Raw genomic sequence first — 21,458 nt, 5'->3', positions numbered from 1 at the left:
ACCGAGCCGGAAACTCCACTCTTCCAAAGACCAAAAAGTCTCAAATCATTCGACGACGGACACTGCTCCAAGCATTCGACCCGGGTATCGCATCAGACATAGCTGGATGGCAAAGCCGAGACGATTGTGATTACGTCTCCGCAGTTCAATCTCCAGGCGATCCGCCGATGACAACAAATAGTGGCGGATGAAGCTGTCCTCGTCGACTGGGATATCGAAAAGCTTCCGGAAGTTTGCGCTCACACACCTAGGTGTGTGAGCGCCATAACAGCGGGTGGGTACGGCACGGCTTGTAAAGGCGTTCGACACGGACGTGTTGCGGATGACCGGCCTGTTGGCACCTGCGCTTCGCTCGGGGCTCTTTGGCCTCATTCATCTACGCGCCTATCGCTGGCGCGGGGCCGCGATCCGGCGAAAAATCAACGACTGACTTGAAGGAATACAGTCATGACCAAGGGTATCGAAGGCAAGGTCGTTCTCATTACCGGCGGCAGCACCGGTATCGGCGCGGAAACCGCGCGTCTTCTCGCAGAACGCGGCGCCAAGGTGGCCATCGCCGCGCGGCGCAAGGACAGGCTCGACGAGGTCGTCGCGGACATCGCCGCAATTGGCGGCACGGCACGTAGCTACGCGCTGGACGTGACCGACAAATCGGCGGTCCAGTCCGTCGTCGCCGCAATCATTGCCGACTTCGGCCGCCTCGACGTGCTGGTCAACAACGCCGGGCTGATGCCGATCCGTCCGATGGCCGAGGTCAACACCGACGAGTGGACCAGATGATCGACGTCAATCTGAAGGGTACGCTCTACGGCATCGCGGCGGCCCTTCCCGGTTTTCTCGAGCAGGGCAGCGGTCACATCATCAACTTGAGCTCGGTTGCGGGCATCAAGGTCTTCGCACCGGGCGGCACGGTCTACTCCGGCACCAAGTTCGCCGTCAGCGCGATCAGCGAGGGCTTGCGCCACGAGGTGGGGGAAAAGGTCCGGGTCACGTCAATCGAGCCTGGAGCTGTCGAAAGCGATTTGAAGTTCACGACCTCTGGCGCGGCTGCCGAGACGGTGCTGGACTTCTACAAAAAGGCCATCCCGGCGGCATCGGTGGCGCGTGCTATCGCGTTCGCTGTCGAACAACCTGATGACGTCGACGTCAACGCGATCGTCATCCGGCCGACCGCACAGGAGTTTTGATTTCGACGAGGCGGGGCCGAGTGTGCTCCGCCTCATGGGGAACTTAACGGCCCGCTCGTCCGTTACCTTGCCGCATATCCTCTGTCCGTTTCACTTGAGGAGTCATTCATGCCCAAACTAGCCCTGTATGTACCACTGAAGGCCAAGCCCGGAAAAGAGCGCGATGTCGCCGATTTCCTGACCTCGGCATTGCCGCTCGTTCAAGCTGAGTCGGGCACTCTGACTTGGTATGCGGTCGAGGAAGGTCCCGGTGCGTACGCGATCTTCGATACGTTCGACACGGAGGGGATCGGCAGGCCCATCTTGACGGCAAGGTTGCCGCCGCACTGATGGAGAAGGCAGAAGAACTGTTTTCTGAACCGCCGCAGATTCACAAGTTCACCCTGCTCGCCGCGAAATAGCGGAGCGATCGGCACCCTAGCACGTCGCTCTCATCGCCCGCGTGGGGGGGGCGGGCGCAGCGGCGCGCATTGAGCGGTTTTCCCAAACTGGTCACGGAGACACACTATGCAGACAATCCAGACACTCGACCTGAACGACGCGCGGACGATCATCGATGCGGGGATCGCGGAGGCCGAGCGGATCGGCAACCCGATGAACATCGCGGTGGTGGACGCGGGCGGCTGCCTCCTAGCATTCGCGCGGATGGACGATGCGTGGCGCGGCAGCGTCGACATCGCGATCGGCAAGGCGTGGACGGCGCGCGCGTTCGACGTCGAGACCAAAGCGCTGGCGAAGCTCTCCCAGCCGGGCGCCGACTTCTACGGCATCCACGCCTCTAACGATGGCAAGGTGATGATCTTCGCCGGAGGCGTGCCGATCAAGGAGGGCGAGACGGTGATCGGCGCGGTGGGCGTGTCGGGCGGCAACGGCAAGCAAGATCAGGGCGTGGCCGAGGCGGCGGCGCAGGCGTTCGCGAGCGGCTGAGCCTTGGAGCGCGGCGCCGGGCGCTCCTCCCGTGCGGCGCGGGTCGCCTCCGTTTAGCGCGTTATTCGGCCGTTCTGGCCCAGTCATTCAGAAAACCGCCGTGAATCGATCCCAGGATGGCCCTAGGGGAAGGAACCTTTCAGGTCGCAGAAGGTTCAGGAAACTGAGATCACTTGGAAGGGTGCGATGTCCTCCGCTGTTGCGATGGACCGGATCATCACCAAGCTCTCGATTTGATGACGCGTCGAGAAGAGCTGCGAAAGGAAAAGATCCGTGAAAGCTGTCGTGTACAACGGGCCCAAAGATGTTTCTGTCAATACCATCGATGATCCCAAGATCGAGAAACCGACCGATGTGATCATTCGGGTGACCACCACCAACATTTGCGGGTCTGACCTTCACATGTACGAGGGCCGTACCAGCTTCGAGAAGGGCAGGGTTTTTGGTCACGAAAACCTTGGCGAGGTCATCGAAGTCGGCGCTGCCGTAGATCGTATCAAGAAGGGCGATCGCGTGTGCATGCCGTTCAACGTCGGTTGCGGTTTCTGCGAAAATTGCGAACGCGGTCTGACGGGGTTTTGCCTCACGACCAACCCCGGAACCGCCGGCGCAGCGTATGGCTTTGCCGAGATGGGGCCGTGGCAAGGCGGTCAGGCAGAGTTGATGCGCGTTCCTTATGCGGACTTCAATTGTCTGAAGCTGCCCGAGGACGCCAAAGAGAAGGAGGACGACTATGTCATGCTCTCCGACATCTTCCCTACAGGTTGGCATGGCGTCGAACTGTCCGGTTTCCTGCCCGGCGAAAGCATCGCCATCTACGGCGCTGGTCCGGTCGGTTTGATGGCCGCGCACTCAGCCCAAATCCGCGGTGCCTCTCAGATCTTCGTGGTCGATTCTCACGATGACCGCTTGAAACTGGCCGAGGCGATGGGCGCTATTTCGATCGATATGCGAAAGGGCGATCCCGCCCAGCAGATCCTTGACGCAACCGGCGGCCTCGGAACCGACCGGGGGGTCGAAGCGGTCGGGTATCAGTGTTGCGATCGCCACGGCAAGGAGCGCAGCAATTACACCATGAACTGCCTCGTTAAAAGCACGAAGGCCACCGGCGGAATCGGCGTCGTCGGCGTGTTCATTGCGGAAGACCCGAACGCGCCCGACGATCTCCAGAAGGAAGGCAAGATTGCGTTCGACTTCGGCACCTTCTGGTTCAAGGGGCAGAAGATCGGCACCGGACAATGTAATGTAAAGCATTATAACCGGCGGCTGATGAATCTTATCGAGCATGGCCGGGCCAATCCTGCCCAAATCATCTCGCACCGACTGTCTCTCGATCAGGCGCCAGACGCCTACAAGCATTTCGACGAGCGCGATGCTGGTTGGACGAAGGTCGTGCTCAAGCCGGGCACCTGACCTTAGTCTTCGACGGAATAGGAGATAAATTATGACTTTGGAAGGCAAATCAGTTGCCATTCTGATCGCACCCCGCGGGACCGAAGAACCAGAATTCTCGAAGCCCAAGCAAGCTGTCGAGGACGCTGGTGGCAAAGTGACTGTGGTCAGTTTTGAACCGGGCAAGGCTCGCACAGTCAATAGCGATCTTGACGAGGGCGGCAGCTATACTATCGACAAGACGTTTTCCGAGGTCAAAGCCGACGATTTCGACGGACTTGTTGTGCCCGGAGGCACTGTCGGTGCCGACAAGCTGCGCGGCAGCGTCGAGGCAATTGGTTTCATCCGGGCTTTCTTCGATCAGAAAAAACCTGTTGCGGCTATATGCCATGCACCCTGGACATTGTTCGAGGCGGGCGTGCTTAAGGGTCGCACCTTGACGTCCTACCCGACGTTGAAGGTCGATATCGAGAACGCCGGCGGTGCATGGACCAATGAGGAAGTCGTGGTCGACAACGGCCTTGTTACCAGCCGCGATCCCAATGATTTGCCCGCCTTCTGTGCCAAACTCGTTGAGGAAATCGCAGAAGGTGCGGGCGCAGCGCTCGCAGCAGGTAATTAAGACGGGGCGTTTCGACGAACCATGTGAGGGCCCTCTCCCTGGAGAAGGTCCGCACAAAGCAAGCGTGGCGGATGGCCAGCGATTGGCCGTCCGCCACGCCGCGTATCACACGAACACGGCGCACCGGACGGGCACTCAAACCCTAGGGTCAGGACTCGTCAAATCAAAGCCAGAAGATGACGGCTGCAGCTATGCAAATGCTTGAGAAGAATGTGTGCGCGCATCGGTCGTGTGTGAATTCGCCTCCAGTCCTTGAGTTTGCCGAACATGTTTTCGATTTTGTAGCGCTTTTTATAGAGCGCCGGATCATACGGAATGGCGACCTTCCGGTTTGCCCGAGATGGAATGCACGCAGCGATCTTGCGGGCGGCCAAGGCGTCTCGAAACCAGTCGGCGTCATAGCCCTTGTCGGCCAGCAAGGACTTGGCCTTGGGAAAGGCGGGAAGCATCTTTGCCGCCCCTTTATAATCGCTCATCTGCCCTTCGCTCAGAAGCAGGATTAGTGGACGGCCGTGGCCATCGCAGACGGCATGCAGCTTGGAGTTCAGGCCGCCCTTGGTGCGTCCGATATGTCTGGGAACATCCCCTTTTTTAGCAGACTGGCTGCGGTGCGATGGGCTTTCAAGTGGGTGGTGTCGACCATCAGTTGTTCGGGCTTGCCGCGCCTGGCGGTCAGTTCGGCAAAAATCCGGTTGAATACGCCCAGCCTGCTCCAGCGGATGAAACGGTTGTAGATCGTCTTGTGAGGACCGTATTCTCTTGGTGCGTCGCGCCAGCGCAGCCCATTGCGCAAGACGAAGATGATACCACTCAAAATCAGCCGATCATCAACGCGCGGGACACCGTGGGACAGTGGGAAATACGGCTCGATACGGCGCATCTGTGCCTCCGACAACAGCAGCAAGTCACTCATCGAAGGGCTCCTTTCGATCCAAGTGAATCAAAGCCGTGGCCATCACGAAAGTCATTTAATAGGTCCTGAGCCTAAGCCGCGTCAACCGCGGTGACACATCGCCCGCTCCCGCTTCGAGATTCGACCCATTCCAACGTGTGGATGAGATGCACCTGATCGAACGTGCGTTCGGCCAGATTTACGACCTACAGCGCCGCCTTGAGATAGCGGGCGGTGAGACTGCCTTCCGCTTCCGCAACGACGCCAGGGACGCCGCTGGCAACGATACGGCCCCCATCTTCCCCGGCCCCCGGTCCCAGGTCGATGATCCAGTCCGCCTGTGTGATGGCGCGCATGTCATGTTCGACGACTACGACGGTATTGCCGGCGTCTACGAGGCCCTGAAGGTGTTGCATCAGCCGGTCACCATCGGAGGGGTGAAGCCCCGAAGTTGGCTCGTCGAGGATGTAGATCGTGTTGCCGCGTTGAGCGCGTTGCAGTTCAGTCGCCAGCTTGATGCGCTGCGCCTCCCCGCCAGACAGCTCGGTCGCCGGCTGACCGAGCCTCAGATAACCAAGGCCGATCTCCCGCAACACGTCGAGGGAGCGCATCACAGATGCCTCGCCAGCGAAGAAATCGCACGCATCGTCGACCGTCAGTTCGAGCACCTGGGCGATATTGCGCCCGTTCCATTCGACTTCGAGCGTTTGCGGGTTGTAGCGAGAGCCATGACAGGTCGAGCACGGGGCAAAAACGCTCGGCAGGAACTGCAGCTCCACCATGACGTATCCCTCGCCCTCGCACACAGGGCAGCGGCCTTGCGCGACGTTGAACGAGAACCTTCCCGGGCTGTAGTGCCGCCGGCGGGCGAGCGGCGTATCAGCAAAGATCCGTCGCACATGGTCGAACATGCCGCTGTAGGTGGATAGGTTCGAGCGCGGCGTGCGGCCGATCGGTTTCTGATCGACCCGCACAAGCCTGCGAACATGCTCCAGGCCTGCGACAATGCGTCCCCCAGTTGCCTCCCGCGCGACGTCGAGCAGCGGATCGACATCATCTTCTTCGGCTGCCGGCGAGGGGCCACCGAGATGCTCGGCGACGAGTTCCGGCAACGCCTGGCTTACAAGGCTGGACTTGCCCGATCCCGAAACCCCAGTGACCGCCGTAAAGCAGCCGATCGGAAGCTCGACATCAAGGCCGTGCAGATTATTGCGGGTTACGCCTTCCAGCCGGAGCCACGCTCTGGCTTCGCGCGGTGTCCGATCATTGGGAACGCGCTTGTCGAACAGATATCGGCGCGTGATCGATGCTTCAACGTCCGCCAACCCGGCGATCGGACCGCTGTAGATCACCTCGCCACCCTTCTCGCCAGCTCCCGGCCCAACATCGACCAGCCATTCGGCATGGCGGATCACGTCGAGATCGTGCTCGACGACGAACAGGGAGTTGCCCGCCGCCTTGAGACGCTCGAGGATGGTGAGCAAGGCTTCTCCATCCGCCGGGTGGAGCCCCGCTGACGGTTCGTCCAGCACATAGACCACACCAAACAGCTGGGACGACAGCTGTGTAGCCAGGCGCAAGCGCTGCAATTCGCCTGATGAAAGCGTCGGCGTGCTGCGGTCGAGCGAGATATACCCAAGCCCCAGATCGACAAGCGCGCCGATCCGTTCGAGCAATTCGGAGGCCAAGCGCTGTGCGGCGACCCGCTTTTCATCGGAAAGGTTGGGTGTGCGGCGCACATCGGGCGCGCTCTTGTGGGCGGAACCGCCAGCTGCAACCCGTCGTTCTACTGCCGCATCGCGGGCCGCCTTCCCCAGAATATGCCCCTTCGTTGTCGCTTCGGCCGTCCCGAACTCACCTTGCGCAATGGGGATGAGCAAGTCCCTAAGCTTCAGCAGTGTCAGGTCGCCGAACTCGGCAATATCAAGCCCGGCGAACGTCACTGACAGGGCTTCGCGCTTCAGGCGCTTGCCTTGACAGGTCGGGCAATCGCGGCCGATGATATATTGCGAGACACGCTTCTTCATCAGAGCGCTTTTGGTGTTGGCGAAGGTTTCCAGCACGTAGCGACGCGCGCCGGTGAAGGTGCCCTGATAGCTCGGCTCCATCCGGCGTTTGAGGGCAACGCGCGTCTGCTCAGGGCTCAGTCCCGCATAGACCGGCACCGTCGGCGTTTCGTCGGTGAAGAGAATCCAGTCGCGATCCTTCTTTGGCAGATCGCGCCATGGCGTATCGACGTCATAACCAAGCGACACAAGAATATCGCGCAGGTTTTGGCCGTGCCACGCCGGAGGCCATGCGGCGATTGCCCGCTCGCGAATGGTGAGTGTATCGTCGGGTACCATCGTCGCCTCAGTCGCGTCATAGACGCGCCCGATTCCGTGGCATGTCGGGCAGGCCCCCGCGACCGTGTTGGGCGAGAAATCCTCAGCATAGAGCATCGGCTGATTGCGGGGATATTCGCCGACGCGCGAATAGAGCATCCGCACCAGGCTGGAGAGCGTCGTCACGCTGCCGACGGAAGACCGCGCATTTGCCGAACCGCGTTGCTGCTGCAAGGCGACAGCAGGCGGCAATCCGTCGATCGCGTCGACCTCCGGCACGCCGGCCTGATCGATCAGGCGGCGCGCATAGGGGGCGACCGATTCCAGGTAGCGCCGTTGCGCCTCCGCATAGAGGGTTCCAAATGCAAGTGACGACTTGCCCGATCCCGATATTCCGGTGAACACCACGAAGGCATCGCGGGGAATATCCACATCGATATTCTTGAGGTTGTTCTGTCGCGCTCCACGAACCTTCACGCAAGCGGGCGGCCCCGTATGCCCATGATCGGTGGCCGGCGTCGTCGCGTGAATATCCTTGCTCTTCAATTCAGTCTTCCTGCCCTATACGCCCGTGCGGCCCGTGGTTCATCACAGTCGGGTAACAGATGAATGCATTTCCGACTCAATACATCCAACGGCCAGGCTGGCCCGATGTTCGGCACCTTTGAAATATTTTTCCAGCATTAGACAAAGGTTACGACAAAACCATTTTTCCCGTTGGGTCGCGCGACGAGGCCACACACACTCCGCTGGTAAGCGCCTGGGCCAGGCGGCCCTGGTCCGTGCCGCTATCGGCATGTAACGACCGCACTTCGGCGCTTGTTACCGCATCGCGAAGCGTTGCCCATTTGCCAGAGCGCGCTTCATCATGGCCGGGGTCGGGCCATGATGACGGCCGAGTTGTCAATCCGAGCGCCTCGCGCCGCTTCGGATCGGCGGGTCAGTAGTGAATGACCGTGCGGATCGACTTGCCTTCGTGCATCAGTGCGAAGGCCTCGTTGATCTCCTCCAAACCCATCGTGTGGGTTACGAATGGGGCCAGATCGATATCGCCTCTCATCGCGTCCTCGACCATGCCGGGGAGCTGTGTCCGTCCCTTGACGCCACCGAAAGCGGACCCCTTCCATACGCGGCCCGTGACGAGCTGGAATGGGCGGGTGGAGATTTCCTCGCCCGCGCCGGCAACGCCAATCACGATCGACTGACCCCAGCCACGGTGCGCTGATTCAAGCGCGGCGCGCATGACGTGGACGTTGCCGATGCACTCGAAGGTATGATCGATGCCCCAGCCCGACATCTCGATCAGCACTTGCTGGATGGGCTTGTCATGGTCCTTGGGGTTGATGCACTCGGTCGCACCGAACTGGCGTGCCAGCTCGAACTTGGACGGATTGGTGTCGATGGCGATGATGCGACCCGCCTTCGCCTGGCGCGCACCCTGAATCGCCGCGAGGCCGATGCCGCCGAGGCCGAACACGGCGACCGAGTCTCCGGGCTGGACCTTGGCGGTATTGTGGACTGCGCCGATGCCGGTCGTGACGCCGCAGCCGAGCAGGCAGACATGTTCGGGGTTTGCCTCGGGATTGATCTTGGCGAGCGAGACTTCGGCGACGACAGTATATTCACTGAAGGTCGAGCAGCCCATGTAGTGATAGATGGGCTGACCTTTGTAGGAAAAGCGGGTCGTCCCATCGGGCATCAAGCCCTTGCCCTGCGTTTCGCGGACAGCGACGCACAGGTTGGTCTTGCCCGAAAGGCAGAAGTCGCACTTGCCGCACTCGGCGGTGTAGAGCGGAATCACGTGATCGCCGGGCCCGACGCTGGTGACGCCTTCACCGACCTCGACAACGATGCCCGCGCCCTCGTGGCCCAGAACCACCGGGAAAACACCCTCCGGATCACTCCCCGCCAGCGTGTACGCGTCGGTGTGGCACACACCGGTGTGCGTCACCCGTATGAGGACTTCGCCTTTCCGGGGTGGGGCGACATCGATCTCGACGATTTCGAGTGGCTTGCCCGCCTCGAAGGCTACAGCGGCGCGAGATTTCATGTTGGGATACCCTCGTTGAGTTAAACTGATTGCTGGTGCGAGCCCGTTGCGTCAGCGCAAATTCGTCGACATTCTCATACTGACAGGGAGTATCTTTACCATACTCCCTAGCAGTATACAAGAGGTGTCCTAAGGAGGATCTCAAACCGAAGAAGGCAGCAGGGGCTGGCTTCTAGGGTCAGGTTCTGTAATTTGCAGAGCTTGGCGGTGTTGTCCCTTGAGGGTTTCAAGGATCTGTCCGCACTGATGGCTGCAGGCAGCGATCGTGCTGTATCGGGTTTCACAAGGTCGAACGTTGCATTGACTCGATGCGGGCTTCTGGCCCATCCGGTAACCTTCGCAGACCATTCGTCCCTGCGTTCCCTCTCGGGACACCGCCCTCGGATCAGCTATCCGGCTTCACCGCTGGCAAATAGATCTTATCTCACCTCATGCATCGAACAAAGTGCCATCGCGCAGCATGGCATGCATGATGACGGCAAGACGACGCGCCAGCGCCACCCGTGCCTTCCGCAGTCCACGCCGCTTGGCGATCTTCATTGCCCAACCCTTGAGCGCAAAGCTCCCGCGACTGCGTGTGAGGATCGAGTTGGCCGCTTCGTAGAGGAGTTTCCGCACCGTGCTGTCACCTTGTTTGGTGATCCGCCCCGTCCAATCGATTTCTCCTGATTGATGACGTTTGGGGACGAGGCCAAAGTAGGCACCGGCAGTGCGTGATTGTCGGAAGCGGCCGACTTCATCAACGGCAGCGACAAAAGCAGCAGACGTTTGCACACCGACACCGGGGATGCTCATGAGTTGCCGGCAAGATTGCGATCGATGAGCGAGCTCACGTAAAACACGATCCATCTCCTTGATCTGCGCCGTCAGGGCTGTTCTCACTGCTAGTAGTGCGGTGATGCTCTGACCCAAACCGGATGTTTTGGCTGCCTCCATCACCCGATCGATAAATGCCTTGCCTTGGCCAGGCCCGGGCTTGAAGCCGAAGGTCGCGCACAGACCGCGGATCATGTTGTCGAGGCGAACTCGAGATTCGACCAGGTGGTTGCGTGTCGTAATGATGCTTCGCACGCCGTGCGCCGCGGGAGATTTGACGTGCATCTCCTTGTAGAACCCGGTTCTGGCCAGTTGGGCCAGGCCGGCAGCGTCATGCGGATCGGTTTTGTTGGCCTTCAATGCCTTTAGGCTTTGATGTGCCTGCCGGGCATCGATGCAGACAATGGGAATATCCAGAGCACGCAAGCCATGGCAGATGGCCGGCGACATACGTCCGGTTTCTATAACAGCTCGTTCGACGCCGCCGACTTCGCGCAATGCATATGCGATCATATCAGGACTGCTCTCGACCTTCATCGAGGCGACCTTCCTACCAGTTTCGTCCACAATGCAGACCTGCGTGGTTTCCATCGACAGGTCCAGTCCGGCATAATACGTCATGGCTGCGTCCTTCTTTCAGCTTTGGATAGCCACAAGTGTGATCCATCTTTCAGGTCCGAGGGAGGCGACCACAAATTACCCGATGACTCGTTGATCACAGCCAAAAGATGACGGTGGCAGCGAGGGCGATGGCGGAGAAGAAGGCCGTAGGGCAGCGATCGTAGCGGGTGGCGACGCGGCGCCAGTCTTTGAGGCGGCCGAACATGATCTCGATGCGGCTGTGGTGCCGATAGCGGCGCTTGTCGTACCGGACGGGCTCGTTGCGCGACCTGCGGCCTGGGATGCAAGGCTGGATGCCCTTGGCCTGAAGAGCGTCCCTGAACCAGTCGGCGTCGTAGCCGCGGTCGCCGAGCAGCCACTGCGCTTTTGGCAGGTCGTCCAGCAGCGCGGCCGCACCGGTGTAGTCGCTGACCTGACCGGCGGTTATGAAGAAGCTCAAGGGGCGACCGTTCGCGTCGGCGACGGCATGGAGCTTGGTGTTCATGCCGCCTTTCGTGCGTTCGATCAGGCGGCCGAGATCCCCCTTTTTACCCGCAGGCTCGATGCCGTGCGGTGCGCCTTCAGGTAGGTCGCGTCGATCATCACCGTTTTGGGTTCGGCGCCCACCGCAGCCAGACCTTCCATGATGCGCGTGAACACGCCTGCCTCACCCCAGCGCTTCCAGCGGTTGTACAGCGTCTTGTGCGGGCCGTACGCGCCAGGAGCATCGCGCCAGCGCAGCTCGTTGCGGTTGACGAACACGATGCCGCTCAGCACCCGCCGGTCATCCACTCGAGGCTTGCCGTGGCTCTTCGGAAAGAACGGCCGCAGCCGCTCCATCTGCTCATTCGTTAGCCAAAACAGGTCGCTCATCCCGGTCTCCTCGCGGAGCCTGAATCAGATCGCGACGCTCATATCAATGGGTCCTGACCCTAGAACGCCGCGGCGCCGGCTTCGGCGACGGCATGGTCTTGTTCGCCGCTGCCGCCGGAGACGCCGATTGCTCCGACCACTTCGCCGTTCTTCTTGAGCGGGATGCCGCCGGCGAAGATCATGATCTTGCCGCCATTCGAGGCGTGGATGCCGAAGAACTGGCCGCCCGATTGACTGTGGGTGGCGAGGTCCTTGGTGGCGATGTCGAAGGCCCGCGAGGTGAAGGCCTTCTTTTGCGAGATGTCGATCGAGCCGATCCAGGCTTTGTCCATGCGGACGTGGGCGACGATGTTGCCGCCGCCGTCGGCGACGGCGATGTTCATCGGCTGGCCGATTTCCTTGGCCTTCATTTCCGCTGCTTCGATAATCCGCTTGGCATCTTTGAGTGTGACCATGACTTTGTCCCGTTGGAGTGAGTGGATAGTTGACTTGTTTCCTGGCGAGCCCATGAAGATATCATCCGGCGGCGTGGCCGGCCAAGGGGCCGCCGCTTCGTGGCCTACTTTCTCACCGCCCTTCACATTGGGCCGAAAGCGTAGGATAGTCGGTGTATCCCTTGGCGCCGCCGCCATAGAGGGTGGTGGGGTCGACCGGGTTCAGCGCCGCGCCGGACTTCAGCCGCTCGACGAGATCGGGATTAGCGATGAACAGGCGGCCGAAGGCGAAGAGATCGGCCTTGCCCGCCGCGAGATCGCCTTCCGCCAGCGCGAGGTCGAAGCCGTTATTGGCGATGAGGGTGCGGCTGAAGCGCTGGCGCAGCGCGCCATAGTCGAACGGGGCGACATCGCGCGGACCACCGGTCGCGCCTTCCACGACATGGATATAGGCAATACCGAGGCCGTCGAGCTGCTCGACGACATGATTGAACAGCGGCTGCTCGTCATCCGAGATCACCGTGCCGCTGGCGGGCGATACCGGCGACAGGCGCACGCCGACACGATCCGCGCCGATCTCCGCTGCCACGGCCTCGGTCACCTCGATCAGCAGGCGGGCGCGGTTCTCGATCGAGCCGCCATAGGCATCAGCGCGGATATTGGAGGATTTGCGCAGAAACTGGTCGAGCAGATAGCCATTGGCGCCGTGCACCTCGACGCCGTCGAAACCGGCCTCGATCGCGTTGGCGGCAGCCTGCCTGAAATCCTCGACGATGCCGGCGATCTCGTGCAGTTCCAGCGCGCGGGGTTCGGACACGGGGGCAAAGCCGTTGTTGACGAAAGTCTGCGTCTCGGCGCGTATCGCCGAGGGCGCCACCGGCGCTTCGCCATTGCGCAGATCAATATGGCTGATGCGCCCGACATGCCAGAGCTGAACGACGATCTTGCCGCCCTTAGCGTGGACCGCATCGGTCACCACGCGCCACGCGGCGATCTGCTCTGGCGTATAGAGGCCGGGCGTGTCCTGATAGCCCTGCGCGCCTTTGGAAATCTGGGTCGCCTCGGTGATGATGAGGCCCGCGCCGGCGCGCTGTGAATAATACTCCGTCGCGAATTGGCTGGGGACGAGGCCGGCGCCCGCGCGGTTGCGCGTCAGCGGCGCCATGACGATGCGGTTGGCGAGCGTGAGGCCGCCCAGCGTGTAGGGGTCGAAAAGCGTCGTGTCGGTCATGGGATCGATGGTCCTTTTGTTCTAATGGGAAAGCAGCCGGCGGGGTCACGCCGTCGCGCGATAGCGCGGCGCGGGAAGCGGCTGGCGGAAGCCGGTCGCGGACAGCGACGCACAGGTTGGTCTAGCCCGACAGGCAGAAGTCGCACTTGCCGCACTCGGCGGTGTAGAGCGGAATCACGTGATTGCCCGGCCCGACGCTGTTGACGCCTTCACCGACCTCGACAACGATGCCCGCGCCCTCGTGGCCCAGAACCACCGGGAAAACACCCTCCGGATCACTCCCCAGCGCAAATTCGTCGACATTCTCATACTGGCAGGGAGTATCTTTACCATACTCCCTAGCAGTATACAAGAGGTGTCCTAACGAGGATCTCAAACCGAAGAAGGCAGCAGGGGCTGGTTTCTAGACTAGCGCGACATCGCTTACGTGGAAGAAGAAACTCACCACGACGATGGCGGCAGAGCGGTCGCAGCGATGCCACATACCGCTCTGTCTAGCTTACTTGACCGCGAGAACATCCCAGCGCTCGATGACCGGCGGCGTGGCCAGAAGCTCATCGGCGTTCTGCATGAGTGCTGCCGCGATCGGACCGTTGAGATGTGCGGTTCTGTCGCCATCATTCTGAAAGGCGTCAAAGATCGCGAAACTGCTTGGTCCGAACTTTACAGCATACCAGACCGGAGTACCCGTTTCGGCTTGTGCCAACGGCAGCGCGTCCTTCAGAAACTTTTCCAAAGCCGCTTCTTTGCCAGGCTTGGCGTCGAGCCGCACGAATAAGCCCATATGTGTCATCTTCATCGTCTCCATCTTTGGTTGTGGTTGGGTTGACTTCGAGCTGCCTGTCGTATCCGCCATTGCGCTTGTCGCGCCGGTAGCGATAACGAGGGCCGCCGTGAGCAGGAATACTTTCATGGTCCTCATGTTCCTTCCTATTTGATCGCGCCATCATCGGCCGCGTCGCTAGACTATCATTGCAACGGAGCGATAGCACTTGGCAAAACTGACAAACCTGATACCATTCTCGCCATGAGCACAGCTACGACAATTTTAGCGCTTGATGGGGTGTTCGATACTGGGCTTGCGGCGTTTCAGGACACCTTAGCAACGGCGCGCGACCTGGCGCCCCCCGCCTTGCGTGAAACTTTGAACTCGTCGGTTTCCAGCATTCGTCGCGCTACACGTACAGCGCACGGCCTCGCAATCCCTACGGTTCGGGCCGACGCCCTCCCAACTCCTGGCTTTGTCTTCGTGCCCGCATTGGGAGCGAAGACGGAGGAAGGCATTGCCGACGCCCTTGCTCATCCCGATGTAAAGCGAGCTGTCGAACTATTGCGAACCTGGCAGGCAAATGGTGCGACTATCGCTGCTGCTTGTACGGGGACATTCGTCCTGGCCGAGACGGGATTGTTAGACAAACAAGAGGCCACCACCAGTTGGTGGCTCGCACCTTTCTTTAGAGCCCGGTATCCCAGCGTTGCACTCGATGACAGCCGTGCGCTGGTGGGTAACGACAGGGTCGTTACCGCAGGCGCGGTGCTCGCACATTTCGATTTGGCGCTCTGGTTCGTTCGTCAGCGGAGCCCCGAACTGGCCGACACCGTCGCTCGCTACCTAATGCTCGATCCTCGCTCGCCTCAAGCCACCTATGCCATCCCGGATCATTTGCGCCACGCCGACCACCTGGTGATGCTCTTCGAGAAGTGGGCGCGTGAAAACCTCGATACGGGCTTTTCCTTGGAGCAGGCCGCGGCCTTTGTCGGGACAAGTGAACGAACTCTGTCCCGCAGAATCAATATGGTGCTGGGCCGCTCTCCATTGTCGTATTTCCAGAGCCTGCGCGTTGAACGAGCGGCTTATCTCCTGAGGACAACCAAATTGGGAATGGATGAGATCGCAGCCCGCACCGGCTATGATAATGCAGCCACTCTCCGCACTCTGCTACGTCGTAAGACTGGCCGCACCGCCTCAGAAATTCGCCGGACGAACCATTTAGGAGTGCAGGATTAGACTAAGTGCGGGAGAACACGGGCAAGAAAATGAGCCTGAAATTGTCATTTAAGATAAGTACGCAGAATCTTCATTACGCCCTCCACGCCGTCATCGTGATCGCCACCTGCGCCTCCGACGGCCCGATCTGCGCCCGCACCGAATGTTTCCCTGAGATGACTCTGCATCACTTCTGCCATCAGTCCATTTGTCGCACCACGCATGGCGACAATTTGCTGCAGCAGGGGAGCGCAATCGGCCCCCGCTTCGATCGCGCGTTCCAGAGCGTCCGCCTGACCCTTGATACGCCGCAAGCGTGTGATGGCTCGCTTCTTGTCCTCTGATGAATGTGGCATCGCGTTTTCCCGAGAATTCGCTCCAGTATACTATAGAGGGGGGGAGTTTCAATCCTGCACAGAGCTGGGCGTTTTTCTAATCGGGCGAGGTTCCGGTCATGCTCTCAAGCCTGCGCCACGAGCAGCCTTGGCATGGGCGCCGAGGGTCCGATCCTATGTCGGGGAAGGGGGGAGCGATCGCTCACTCCCCCCGGTATGCCGGTCAGACCGTAACGACGACTTTGCCGATCTGGTCGTTCGATTCGAGGAAGCGGTGAGCGTCCTGGATGGCGTCGAGCGGGAAAGTGCGCGCGATCCGCGGCTTGAGCGCGCCCGATTCCAGACCCGCCACGATGAACGCCTTGGCGCGATCGAGGGCGGCATCGTCCGAGACGATCTCGCTGTAGAGATACCCCTTGAGCGTGAGGCTCTTGCCCAGCACGGAGAACAACGGGAACGGCGTCGGTTCGCCGCTGAGCGCGCCGTATTCGAGCAAGATGCCGCCGCGTGCCATGCTCTCGGTCAGCGGCTCGAACGACGGGCCTCCGACCGGATCGAGCACCACGCGCGCACCCTGACCATCGGTTATCTCCATCACCCTCGCTACCAGATCCTCTTCCCCGGTCGCGACGACATGATGTGCACCGGCATCGATCAGGGCCTGGCGCTTGGCGCCGGTACGCGTCGTCGCGATTACCGTCGCGCCGACCATCCGCGCAATCTGGAAGGCAGCAAGGCCGACGCTGCTGGAGGCAGCAGTGACGATGACGAAATCGCCCTCGCCGAGTTTCGCCTGCTCCACCAGCGCACCCCAGGCGGTGACATACTGCATCCACACGGCCGCCGCTTCCTCGAACGACAGCGCCGCCGGATGCTTGACGACGAGGCGGGCGGGCACGTTGGCGACCTCGCCATAAGTGCCCCAGCGCGCGATATCGAGCGGGGGGATGACGCTGACGGCTTCGCCTTCCGCAAACCCGGTCACGTCCGCGCCGACCGTAACGACAGTGCCGGCAGCCTCATAGCCAAGGCGGCTTGGGAACTCGGCTTCCTGGAGGTAGGCATGGTTGCGGAACATCACCTCGGCGCGGTTTATGCCTATCGCCTTTACCGCGATCTGCACTTCGTCGGCTGCGGGCGCGGGGACTGCCACATCTTCAATCCTGAGGACGCTGGCGTCGCCATATTCGTGGATACGGACGATGCGGCTCATTGGAGACTCCTTGATTATTGAATAATCGTTCTGTAAGGTAGCGGACCGCCAGTTTCAAGATATTATTTATCGATCGTTCCATATCGTGGACCAGAGATGACAGAGACGAAAGCCCGTCGCCGCGCAGGTCGCCCTCGTGTGTTCGACACTGACGCTGCGCTCGACAAGGCGGTGCGGCTGTTCTGGCAGCGCGGTTACGAGGCGACATCGATGGCCGATCTGGTGGCGGAGACTGGCGTCGCCGCCGCCAGTCTCTATGCAGCGTTTGACAACAAAGCGGGGCTGTTTGCGGCGGTGATCGAGCGCTACGCCGCGACGTTCAGCGTCCACCTCTATGCACCCATCAACGATCCGGCGTTGTCCACCTACGAGGCCGTCAAAGGCCTGCTGGAACGAGCGGCGTCATCATTCTCGGAACCTGGAACGCCGGCCGGCTGCTTCATGTATTCGGCAGCGGTAGCCGTTTCGCCGGCGTCCGCCGCCATCGAATGCCTGCTGCGCGACAAGCGTATCGCGGCGGAGGCCCTCCTGATCGAGCGTCTGCAACGCGGCGCCGCGCAGGGCGAGCTTGCGGCCAACACCGATCCGGCCGTGCTAGGCAAATTCATCAATACGGTCATGGAAGGCATGTCCGTTCAGGCGCGCGACGGCGCTACGATCAACGAACTGCTCTCCATCGCCAAAATGGCACTCGATAGATGGCCGGCCGCGATATGATCGTTACATGGTGGTCATCTGCCAATCCGCCTCCCGCGACCGAACAGTCGAACTCATCTCATAGGACGAAAGCACATGAAACACGTGACATTGCCCGGCGGGGAAGAGGTTCCTTCAATGGGTCAAGGCACCTGGAAGATGGGTGAGCGTGCCGAGCGGCGATCCGATGAAATCGCCGCGCTGCGCGTCGGTGTCGAGCTGGGCATGACGCTGATCGATACCGCTGAAATGTACGGCGATGGTGCGGCGGAAACGCTGATCTGCGAAGCGCTCGGCGACCGTCGCGACAAGTTATTCCTCGTCAGCAAGGCGTATCCACAGAACGCATCGCGCTCCCGCCTTGCCGGTGCGTGCGAGGCGAGCCTGAAGCGGCTCGGCACCGATCGGCTCGACCTCTACCTGCTCCACTGGCGGGGATCAGTGCCGCTCGCTGAAACGATAGAGGCAATGGAGGCGCTCAAATCGGCAGGAAAGATCCGACACTGGGGTGTCAGCAATCTCGATACCGACGATATGGAAGAGCTTGTCGCTGCGGGCGGGGATGGCTGCGTGACCGATCAGATCCTCTACAATCTCGTCCGGCGAGGCCCTGAGTTGGACCTGTTGCCGTGGCTCGCCCAGCACAAAGTGCCAGTGATGGCGTATAGTCCCGTCGAGCAGGGACGCCTCTCAAGCCATCCCGCCCTCGACAAAGTAACGGCCCAGGTTGGCGCAACCCCTGCGCAGGTCGCACTTGCCTGGACGTTGCGCCACGATGGCCTCATCGCCATCCCGAAAGCGAGTTCGATTGCACATGTGCGGGAGAACCGCGCGGCCGCAGATATCGTGCTCTCCGACGCCGACCTTGCGACACTCGATGCGGCATTTCCCCGGCCAGCGGGCCGTCGCCCACTCGAAATGCTGTAGCGTCAGATGGCGACATCCTCTCTCAAAGCAACCGAACGCAAATCGGATCGTCTCGAGGCGTTCATGGACGCGGTGCTGGCAATTGCCATCACCCTTCCGGTGACCGAACTACACGCACCAGAGCCGACTGACGGCGACCTAGCAGCGGCATACCTAAAGCTGGCACCGGAATATGCGGCCTACGCCCTTAGCGTGATCCTGATCGGCCTTTACTGGACTTCCAGCCACTTAACCGGCAAGCTTCTGCAAAAAACCGATCATGGCTACAATCTGCTGAGCATCGGCTTTCTTGCCGCTGTCAGCATCACGCCATTTCCTGCGCGGCCGCTCATCGAGCATCTCGGCGGTGACGCGGAAAGCAAGACCGCCGTTTTGGCCTATCTGGGCGTGGCAGCGGCGCCGGCGACGTGGTGGTTCGTGCGTTGGGTCTATGCAACCGCGAGGGGGCTTCCAGACCCGCGCCTGACGGACGCCTACCTTAGACGAACAACCATCAAATTCGCCGTCACTGCCGGAGCCTATTGGGCAGCGTTCGTCCTGGCTTTCTGGAATTGGCGTGCTGGACTGATCGTCGCGGGGATCGTTACGTTGAGCTATATCGTTCCGCCCGCAAAGCCCAGCTACAAGCCAGGCCAAGAACCGGAGAATGGCTGAGACCGGCTATAGACCCGGCACGGCGGAGGCTCACATCGCCTAATCAATCCAGGATCTTATCGATCGTGATGGGCAAGGACCGCACCCGCTTACCGGTCGCGTGATAGATCGCATTGGCGATCGCAGCTGCGGTGCCGACGATGCCGATCTCGCCGAGGCCTTTCACGCCGAGCGGAGTCACCTCGGGATCGGGTTCATCGACGAAGATCACCTGGATGTCGTGGATGTCGGCGTGCACGGGCACATGGTATTCGCCGAAGTTGTGGTTCATCCACCGTCCCAGCCGGTGGTCGGGGAAGGTCTCCTCATGGAGCGCCATGCCCATGCCCATCACCACGCCGCCAATGATTTGGCTGCGCGCCGTCTTCGGGTTGATGATGCGGCCGGCGGCGACCGCATCGACGATGCGGGTGACGCGGATCACGCCCAGCTCCTCGTCCACCTTCACCTCCGCGAAGATGGCGCTGTGGGTGTTCTTGGACTTTTGCAGACCCTTCCACATGTCGCCGAACCCGGGCGCAGCGGTCGCTTCCTCCTCGATCTCCGTCAGGTCCGCGGCGCGCATCGCATCGCCGAACGGCACCCGGACGGTCGGCGTGTCCTTCAGCACCAGGCAGCCGTCCTCGAAGAGCACGTCGTCTATCTTCGCGTCGCCCAGCGGTTCACCAGCGATCTTGCCGGCCGCCTTCAGGAGCTTCTTGCCGACCGCCTGACACGCGAGCTGCACCGCCGCGCCGGACGATGCCGCCCCCCACGACCCCCCTTCGACCGGGGCGGTCGGCAGGTCGGAGTCGCCCAGCTTGGCGGTGATCTGCTCAGGGGGTAGGCCTAGCGTGTCGGCGGCGACCAGGGTCATCACCGTGTAGCTGCCGGTGCCGATGTCCGACGTCGCGCACGCTACTTCCAGATGTCCGTTGGCCGTGAGCTTCGCGCTCGCAGACGTCTTGGAAAATTGCGCGTCCCACATGCCGGTCGCGCAGCCCCAGCCGACCAGCTCCTTGCCATCGCGCATCGAGCGCGGCTCCGCCGAGCGCTCGCTCCATCCGAACGCCTCGGCCCCTTCGCGAAACGCCTCTCGCAACGCCTTGCTGGTGTATGGCGTTCCGTTCATCGCATCGATGGGCGAGTAGTTGACGAGCCGGAACTCGAGCGGATCGACCTTGGCGACATAGGCCATCTCGTCAATCGCGATCTCGAACAGCGTCATGCCGGTCGCAGCCCCCGGCGCGCGCATGTCCGCCGATGTCGCCGTATCGATCTGAGCGACGGTATATTCTGCGTCGGCATTGGGGCAGTCGTAATTCATCAGCCCCCAGGTGACGACGTTCTCCATATTGTCTTCGTAGCGCGAGGTGGAGGTGGTCGCCTCGTTGCGGATCGCGGTGAGCTTACCGGTCGTCTCCGCGCCCAGCGCGATGCTCTGGATCGCCTGGGGGCGATAGGCGTGGCTGAACATCTGATTGCGGGTCATCGTGACCCGGACCGAGCGTTCCAGCATCTTGGCGGCAAGGACCGCCAGGAACACCTGATGCTGTGGCCGCAGGCCCGAGCCGAAGGCGCCGCCGACATAGGGGTTGAGCACGCGTACCTTCTTTTTCGAAAAGCCGAAGACGCTGGCAAGGTAGGCATGCACCCCCTGCGAACCTTGGGTCTTATCCCACACGGTGATGCTACCGTCGCCGTGCCATTCGACAGTGGAGCCGAACATCTCCATGGGATTATGGTGTTCCGGCGCGAGCCGGTAGTCGCCGGCCACCTTGAGCGGAGCGTCCGCGAACGCCTGTGCCGCGTCCCCGCGGTTTTTCGGCGCCATGTAGCCGCTGCGCTTTTTCTTCGGCACGTACTTATCGCCGACCGCAACCTCGAAGTCGGTATTGTGCGCCTCCGCCTCGTAGGCGACCTCGACCAGGCTGGCGGCGTAGCGCGCTGCCTCGAACGTCTCGGCCATCACCAGCGCGATGGGCTGCTGGCTGAACTGGATGCGGTCATCGTAGAGTGGCCGGAATGGCGAGCCGGGGATTTTCAGCTCGTCCTGGTAGCTGTGGTCGGTCCAGGCGACGTGCGGCCGGTTGAGGTGCGTGATGACCTCGACGACGCCGGGCACGGCGCGCGCAGCTTCCTCACCGATATTGACGATCCGCCCTTTGGCGATCGCGGCCTCGACGATGTAGCCGTACAGCAGGTTCTCCACTGGATGCTCGGCGGCATAGCGCGCCGTGCCGGTGACCTTCTCGACGCCATCGACGCGGTTGATCGCGCTGCCGATTCCGATTTTCGCTGCGGTAGCCATGATGTCTG

17 protein-coding genes and 5 pseudogenes are annotated in these 21,458 nt (G+C 61.3%); 9 read left to right on the top strand and 13 right to left on the bottom strand.

Translation table 11 applies throughout. The annotated features are described in order from the left end of the window. Positions 1–63: 63 nt before the first annotated feature. A pseudogene (locus tag DEM27_RS35305) lies at positions 64–243 on the bottom strand (DUF4158 domain-containing protein); the annotation flags it as partial. A gap of 204 nt (positions 244–447) precedes the next feature. Between DEM27_RS35305 and DEM27_RS31485 the strand changes: the two are divergent. From DEM27_RS31485 to DEM27_RS31465, 5 genes and pseudogenes are all read left to right on the top strand, one after another. Continuing rightward, positions 448–1,187 (top strand): annotated as a pseudogene (locus tag DEM27_RS31485) (SDR family oxidoreductase). A gap of 108 nt (positions 1,188–1,295) precedes the next feature. Further along, positions 1,296–1,588 (top strand): annotated as a pseudogene (locus tag DEM27_RS31480) (putative quinol monooxygenase). 106 nt (positions 1,589–1,694) lie between these two features. Next, positions 1,695–2,114 carry a GlcG/HbpS family heme-binding protein gene (locus tag DEM27_RS31475; protein WP_109462195.1) on the top strand — a complete coding sequence of 140 codons (420 nt, stop codon included), beginning with the start codon at positions 1,695–1,697 and terminating at the stop codon, positions 2,112–2,114. Between the two features lie 273 nt (positions 2,115–2,387). Further along, positions 2,388–3,527 carry a glutathione-independent formaldehyde dehydrogenase gene (locus tag DEM27_RS31470; RefSeq protein ID WP_109462194.1) on the top strand — a complete coding sequence of 380 codons (1,140 nt, stop codon included), beginning with the start codon at positions 2,388–2,390 and terminating at the stop codon, positions 3,525–3,527. A gap of 31 nt (positions 3,528–3,558) precedes the next feature. Further along, the gene (locus DEM27_RS31465; RefSeq protein WP_109462193.1) at positions 3,559–4,128 is read left to right on the top strand and encodes a type 1 glutamine amidotransferase domain-containing protein; all 570 of its coding nucleotides are present in this window, start codon (positions 3,559–3,561) and stop codon (positions 4,126–4,128) included. Positions 4,129–4,291: 163 nt separating this feature from the next. Here the strand turns inward: DEM27_RS31465 and DEM27_RS31460 are convergent. The 9 genes and pseudogenes from DEM27_RS31460 to DEM27_RS31420 form a co-directional block, all read right to left on the bottom strand. After that, a pseudogene (locus DEM27_RS31460) lies at positions 4,292–5,041 on the bottom strand (IS5 family transposase). Positions 5,042–5,226: 185 nt separating this feature from the next. After that, positions 5,227–7,890, bottom strand: a complete 2,664-nt coding sequence (locus DEM27_RS31455) for an excinuclease ABC subunit UvrA (protein WP_474176030.1) — start codon at positions 7,888–7,890, stop codon at positions 5,227–5,229. 394 nt (positions 7,891–8,284) lie between these two features. Continuing rightward, complete coding sequence (locus tag DEM27_RS31450) at positions 8,285–9,394, bottom strand: S-(hydroxymethyl)glutathione dehydrogenase/class III alcohol dehydrogenase (protein WP_109462192.1); 1,110 nt, start codon at positions 9,392–9,394, stop codon at positions 8,285–8,287. A 429-nt stretch (positions 9,395–9,823) separates the two neighbouring features. Next, on the bottom strand, positions 9,824–10,831 hold the full coding sequence (locus DEM27_RS31445) for an IS110 family RNA-guided transposase (protein ID WP_109462191.1): 1,008 nt from the start codon (positions 10,829–10,831) through the stop codon (positions 9,824–9,826). Positions 10,832–10,925: 94 nt separating this feature from the next. Continuing rightward, a protein-coding gene (locus DEM27_RS31440; RefSeq protein WP_109462190.1) for an IS5 family transposase occupies positions 10,926–11,683 on the bottom strand; the annotation gives its coding sequence in 2 pieces (ribosomal slippage) (positions 10,926–11,350 and positions 11,350–11,683; 759 coding nt in all). Between the two features lie 59 nt (positions 11,684–11,742). Further along, positions 11,743–12,138, bottom strand: coding sequence for a GlcG/HbpS family heme-binding protein (locus DEM27_RS31435; protein WP_109462189.1), 396 nt, complete (start codon positions 12,136–12,138; stop codon positions 11,743–11,745). Positions 12,139–12,250: 112 nt separating this feature from the next. Beyond that, positions 12,251–13,348 carry an alkene reductase gene (locus DEM27_RS31430; protein WP_109462188.1) on the bottom strand — a complete coding sequence of 366 codons (1,098 nt, stop codon included), beginning with the start codon at positions 13,346–13,348 and terminating at the stop codon, positions 12,251–12,253. Between the two features lie 124 nt (positions 13,349–13,472). After that, a pseudogene (locus DEM27_RS31425) lies at positions 13,473–13,637 on the bottom strand (alcohol dehydrogenase catalytic domain-containing protein); the annotation flags it as partial. Between the two features lie 210 nt (positions 13,638–13,847). Then, positions 13,848–14,261 (bottom strand): putative quinol monooxygenase, encoded by a 414-nt coding sequence (locus tag DEM27_RS31420; protein WP_474176029.1) that lies wholly within the window; start codon positions 14,259–14,261, stop codon positions 13,848–13,850. Between the two features lie 114 nt (positions 14,262–14,375). Here DEM27_RS31420 and DEM27_RS31415 point away from each other — a divergent pair, with 114 nt between their 5' ends. Continuing rightward, positions 14,376–15,356: a GlxA family transcriptional regulator gene (locus tag DEM27_RS31415; RefSeq protein WP_109462187.1), complete on the top strand. Its 981-nt coding sequence runs from the start codon at positions 14,376–14,378 to the stop codon at positions 15,354–15,356. A gap of 44 nt (positions 15,357–15,400) precedes the next feature. Here the strand turns inward: DEM27_RS31415 and DEM27_RS31410 are convergent, their stop codons facing one another. Together DEM27_RS31410 and DEM27_RS31405 are read right to left on the bottom strand one after the other, a co-directional pair. Further along, complete coding sequence (locus DEM27_RS31410; protein WP_109462186.1) at positions 15,401–15,691, bottom strand: metal/formaldehyde-sensitive transcriptional repressor; 291 nt, start codon at positions 15,689–15,691, stop codon at positions 15,401–15,403. 202 nt (positions 15,692–15,893) lie between these two features. Continuing rightward, entirely contained in the window at positions 15,894–16,883 is a 990-nt protein-coding gene (locus DEM27_RS31405) for a zinc-dependent alcohol dehydrogenase family protein (RefSeq protein ID WP_009823890.1), read from the bottom strand. A gap of 96 nt (positions 16,884–16,979) precedes the next feature. Here DEM27_RS31405 and DEM27_RS31400 point away from each other — a divergent pair, with 96 nt between their 5' ends. The 3 genes from DEM27_RS31400 (at position 16,980) to DEM27_RS31390 (ending at position 19,160) form a co-directional block, all read left to right on the top strand. After that, a complete protein-coding gene (locus tag DEM27_RS31400) occupies positions 16,980–17,600 on the top strand; it encodes a TetR/AcrR family transcriptional regulator (protein ID WP_109462185.1) in 621 nt (206 codons plus the stop codon). 75 nt (positions 17,601–17,675) lie between these two features. After that, a complete protein-coding gene (locus tag DEM27_RS31395; RefSeq protein WP_205908996.1) occupies positions 17,676–18,506 on the top strand; it encodes an aldo/keto reductase in 831 nt (276 codons plus the stop codon). 6 nt (positions 18,507–18,512) lie between these two features. Beyond that, positions 18,513–19,160, top strand: coding sequence for a TMEM175 family protein (locus DEM27_RS31390; RefSeq protein ID WP_109462183.1), 648 nt, complete (start codon positions 18,513–18,515; stop codon positions 19,158–19,160). Positions 19,161–19,203: 43 nt separating this feature from the next. On the opposite strand, the gene DEM27_RS31385 is transcribed toward DEM27_RS31390, so the two are convergent. After that, on the bottom strand, positions 19,204–21,450 hold the full coding sequence (locus DEM27_RS31385) for a xanthine dehydrogenase family protein molybdopterin-binding subunit (protein WP_109462182.1): 2,247 nt from the start codon (positions 21,448–21,450) through the stop codon (positions 19,204–19,206). Positions 21,451–21,458: the final 8 nt, after the last annotated feature.

Source organism: Rhizobium album (assembly GCF_003122325.1).
Lineage (GTDB): Bacteria > Pseudomonadota > Alphaproteobacteria > Rhizobiales > Rhizobiaceae > Metarhizobium > Metarhizobium album.
This window is presented reverse-complemented; position numbering and strand designations above follow the sequence as displayed.

Coding starts and splice junctions, on each gene's coding strand:
- DEM27_RS31405 (WP_009823890.1), bottom strand. CDS start 16,883: ATGAGCCGCATCGTCCGTATCCACGAATATGGCGACGCCAGCGTCCTC.
- DEM27_RS31410 (WP_109462186.1), bottom strand. CDS start 15,691: ATGCCACATTCATCAGAGGACAAGAAGCGAGCCATCACACGCTTGCGG.
- DEM27_RS31390 (WP_109462183.1), top strand. CDS start 18,513: ATGGCGACATCCTCTCTCAAAGCAACCGAACGCAAATCGGATCGTCTC.
- DEM27_RS31415 (WP_109462187.1), top strand. CDS start 14,376: ATGAGCACAGCTACGACAATTTTAGCGCTTGATGGGGTGTTCGATACT.
- DEM27_RS31420 (WP_474176029.1), bottom strand. CDS start 14,261: ATGAAAGTATTCCTGCTCACGGCGGCCCTCGTTATCGCTACCGGCGCG.
- DEM27_RS31445 (WP_109462191.1), bottom strand. CDS start 10,831: ATGACGTATTATGCCGGACTGGACCTGTCGATGGAAACCACGCAGGTC.
- DEM27_RS31465 (WP_109462193.1), top strand. CDS start 3,559: ATGACTTTGGAAGGCAAATCAGTTGCCATTCTGATCGCACCCCGCGGG.
- DEM27_RS31430 (WP_109462188.1), bottom strand. CDS start 13,348: ATGACCGACACGACGCTTTTCGACCCCTACACGCTGGGCGGCCTCACG.
- DEM27_RS31395 (WP_205908996.1), top strand. CDS start 17,676: ATGAAACACGTGACATTGCCCGGCGGGGAAGAGGTTCCTTCAATGGGT.
- DEM27_RS31475 (WP_109462195.1), top strand. CDS start 1,695: ATGCAGACAATCCAGACACTCGACCTGAACGACGCGCGGACGATCATC.
- DEM27_RS31385 (WP_109462182.1), bottom strand. CDS start 21,450: ATGGCTACCGCAGCGAAAATCGGAATCGGCAGCGCGATCAACCGCGTC.
- DEM27_RS31435 (WP_109462189.1), bottom strand. CDS start 12,138: ATGGTCACACTCAAAGATGCCAAGCGGATTATCGAAGCAGCGGAAATG.
- DEM27_RS31400 (WP_109462185.1), top strand. CDS start 16,980: ATGACAGAGACGAAAGCCCGTCGCCGCGCAGGTCGCCCTCGTGTGTTC.
- DEM27_RS31450 (WP_109462192.1), bottom strand. CDS start 9,394: ATGAAATCTCGCGCCGCTGTAGCCTTCGAGGCGGGCAAGCCACTCGAA.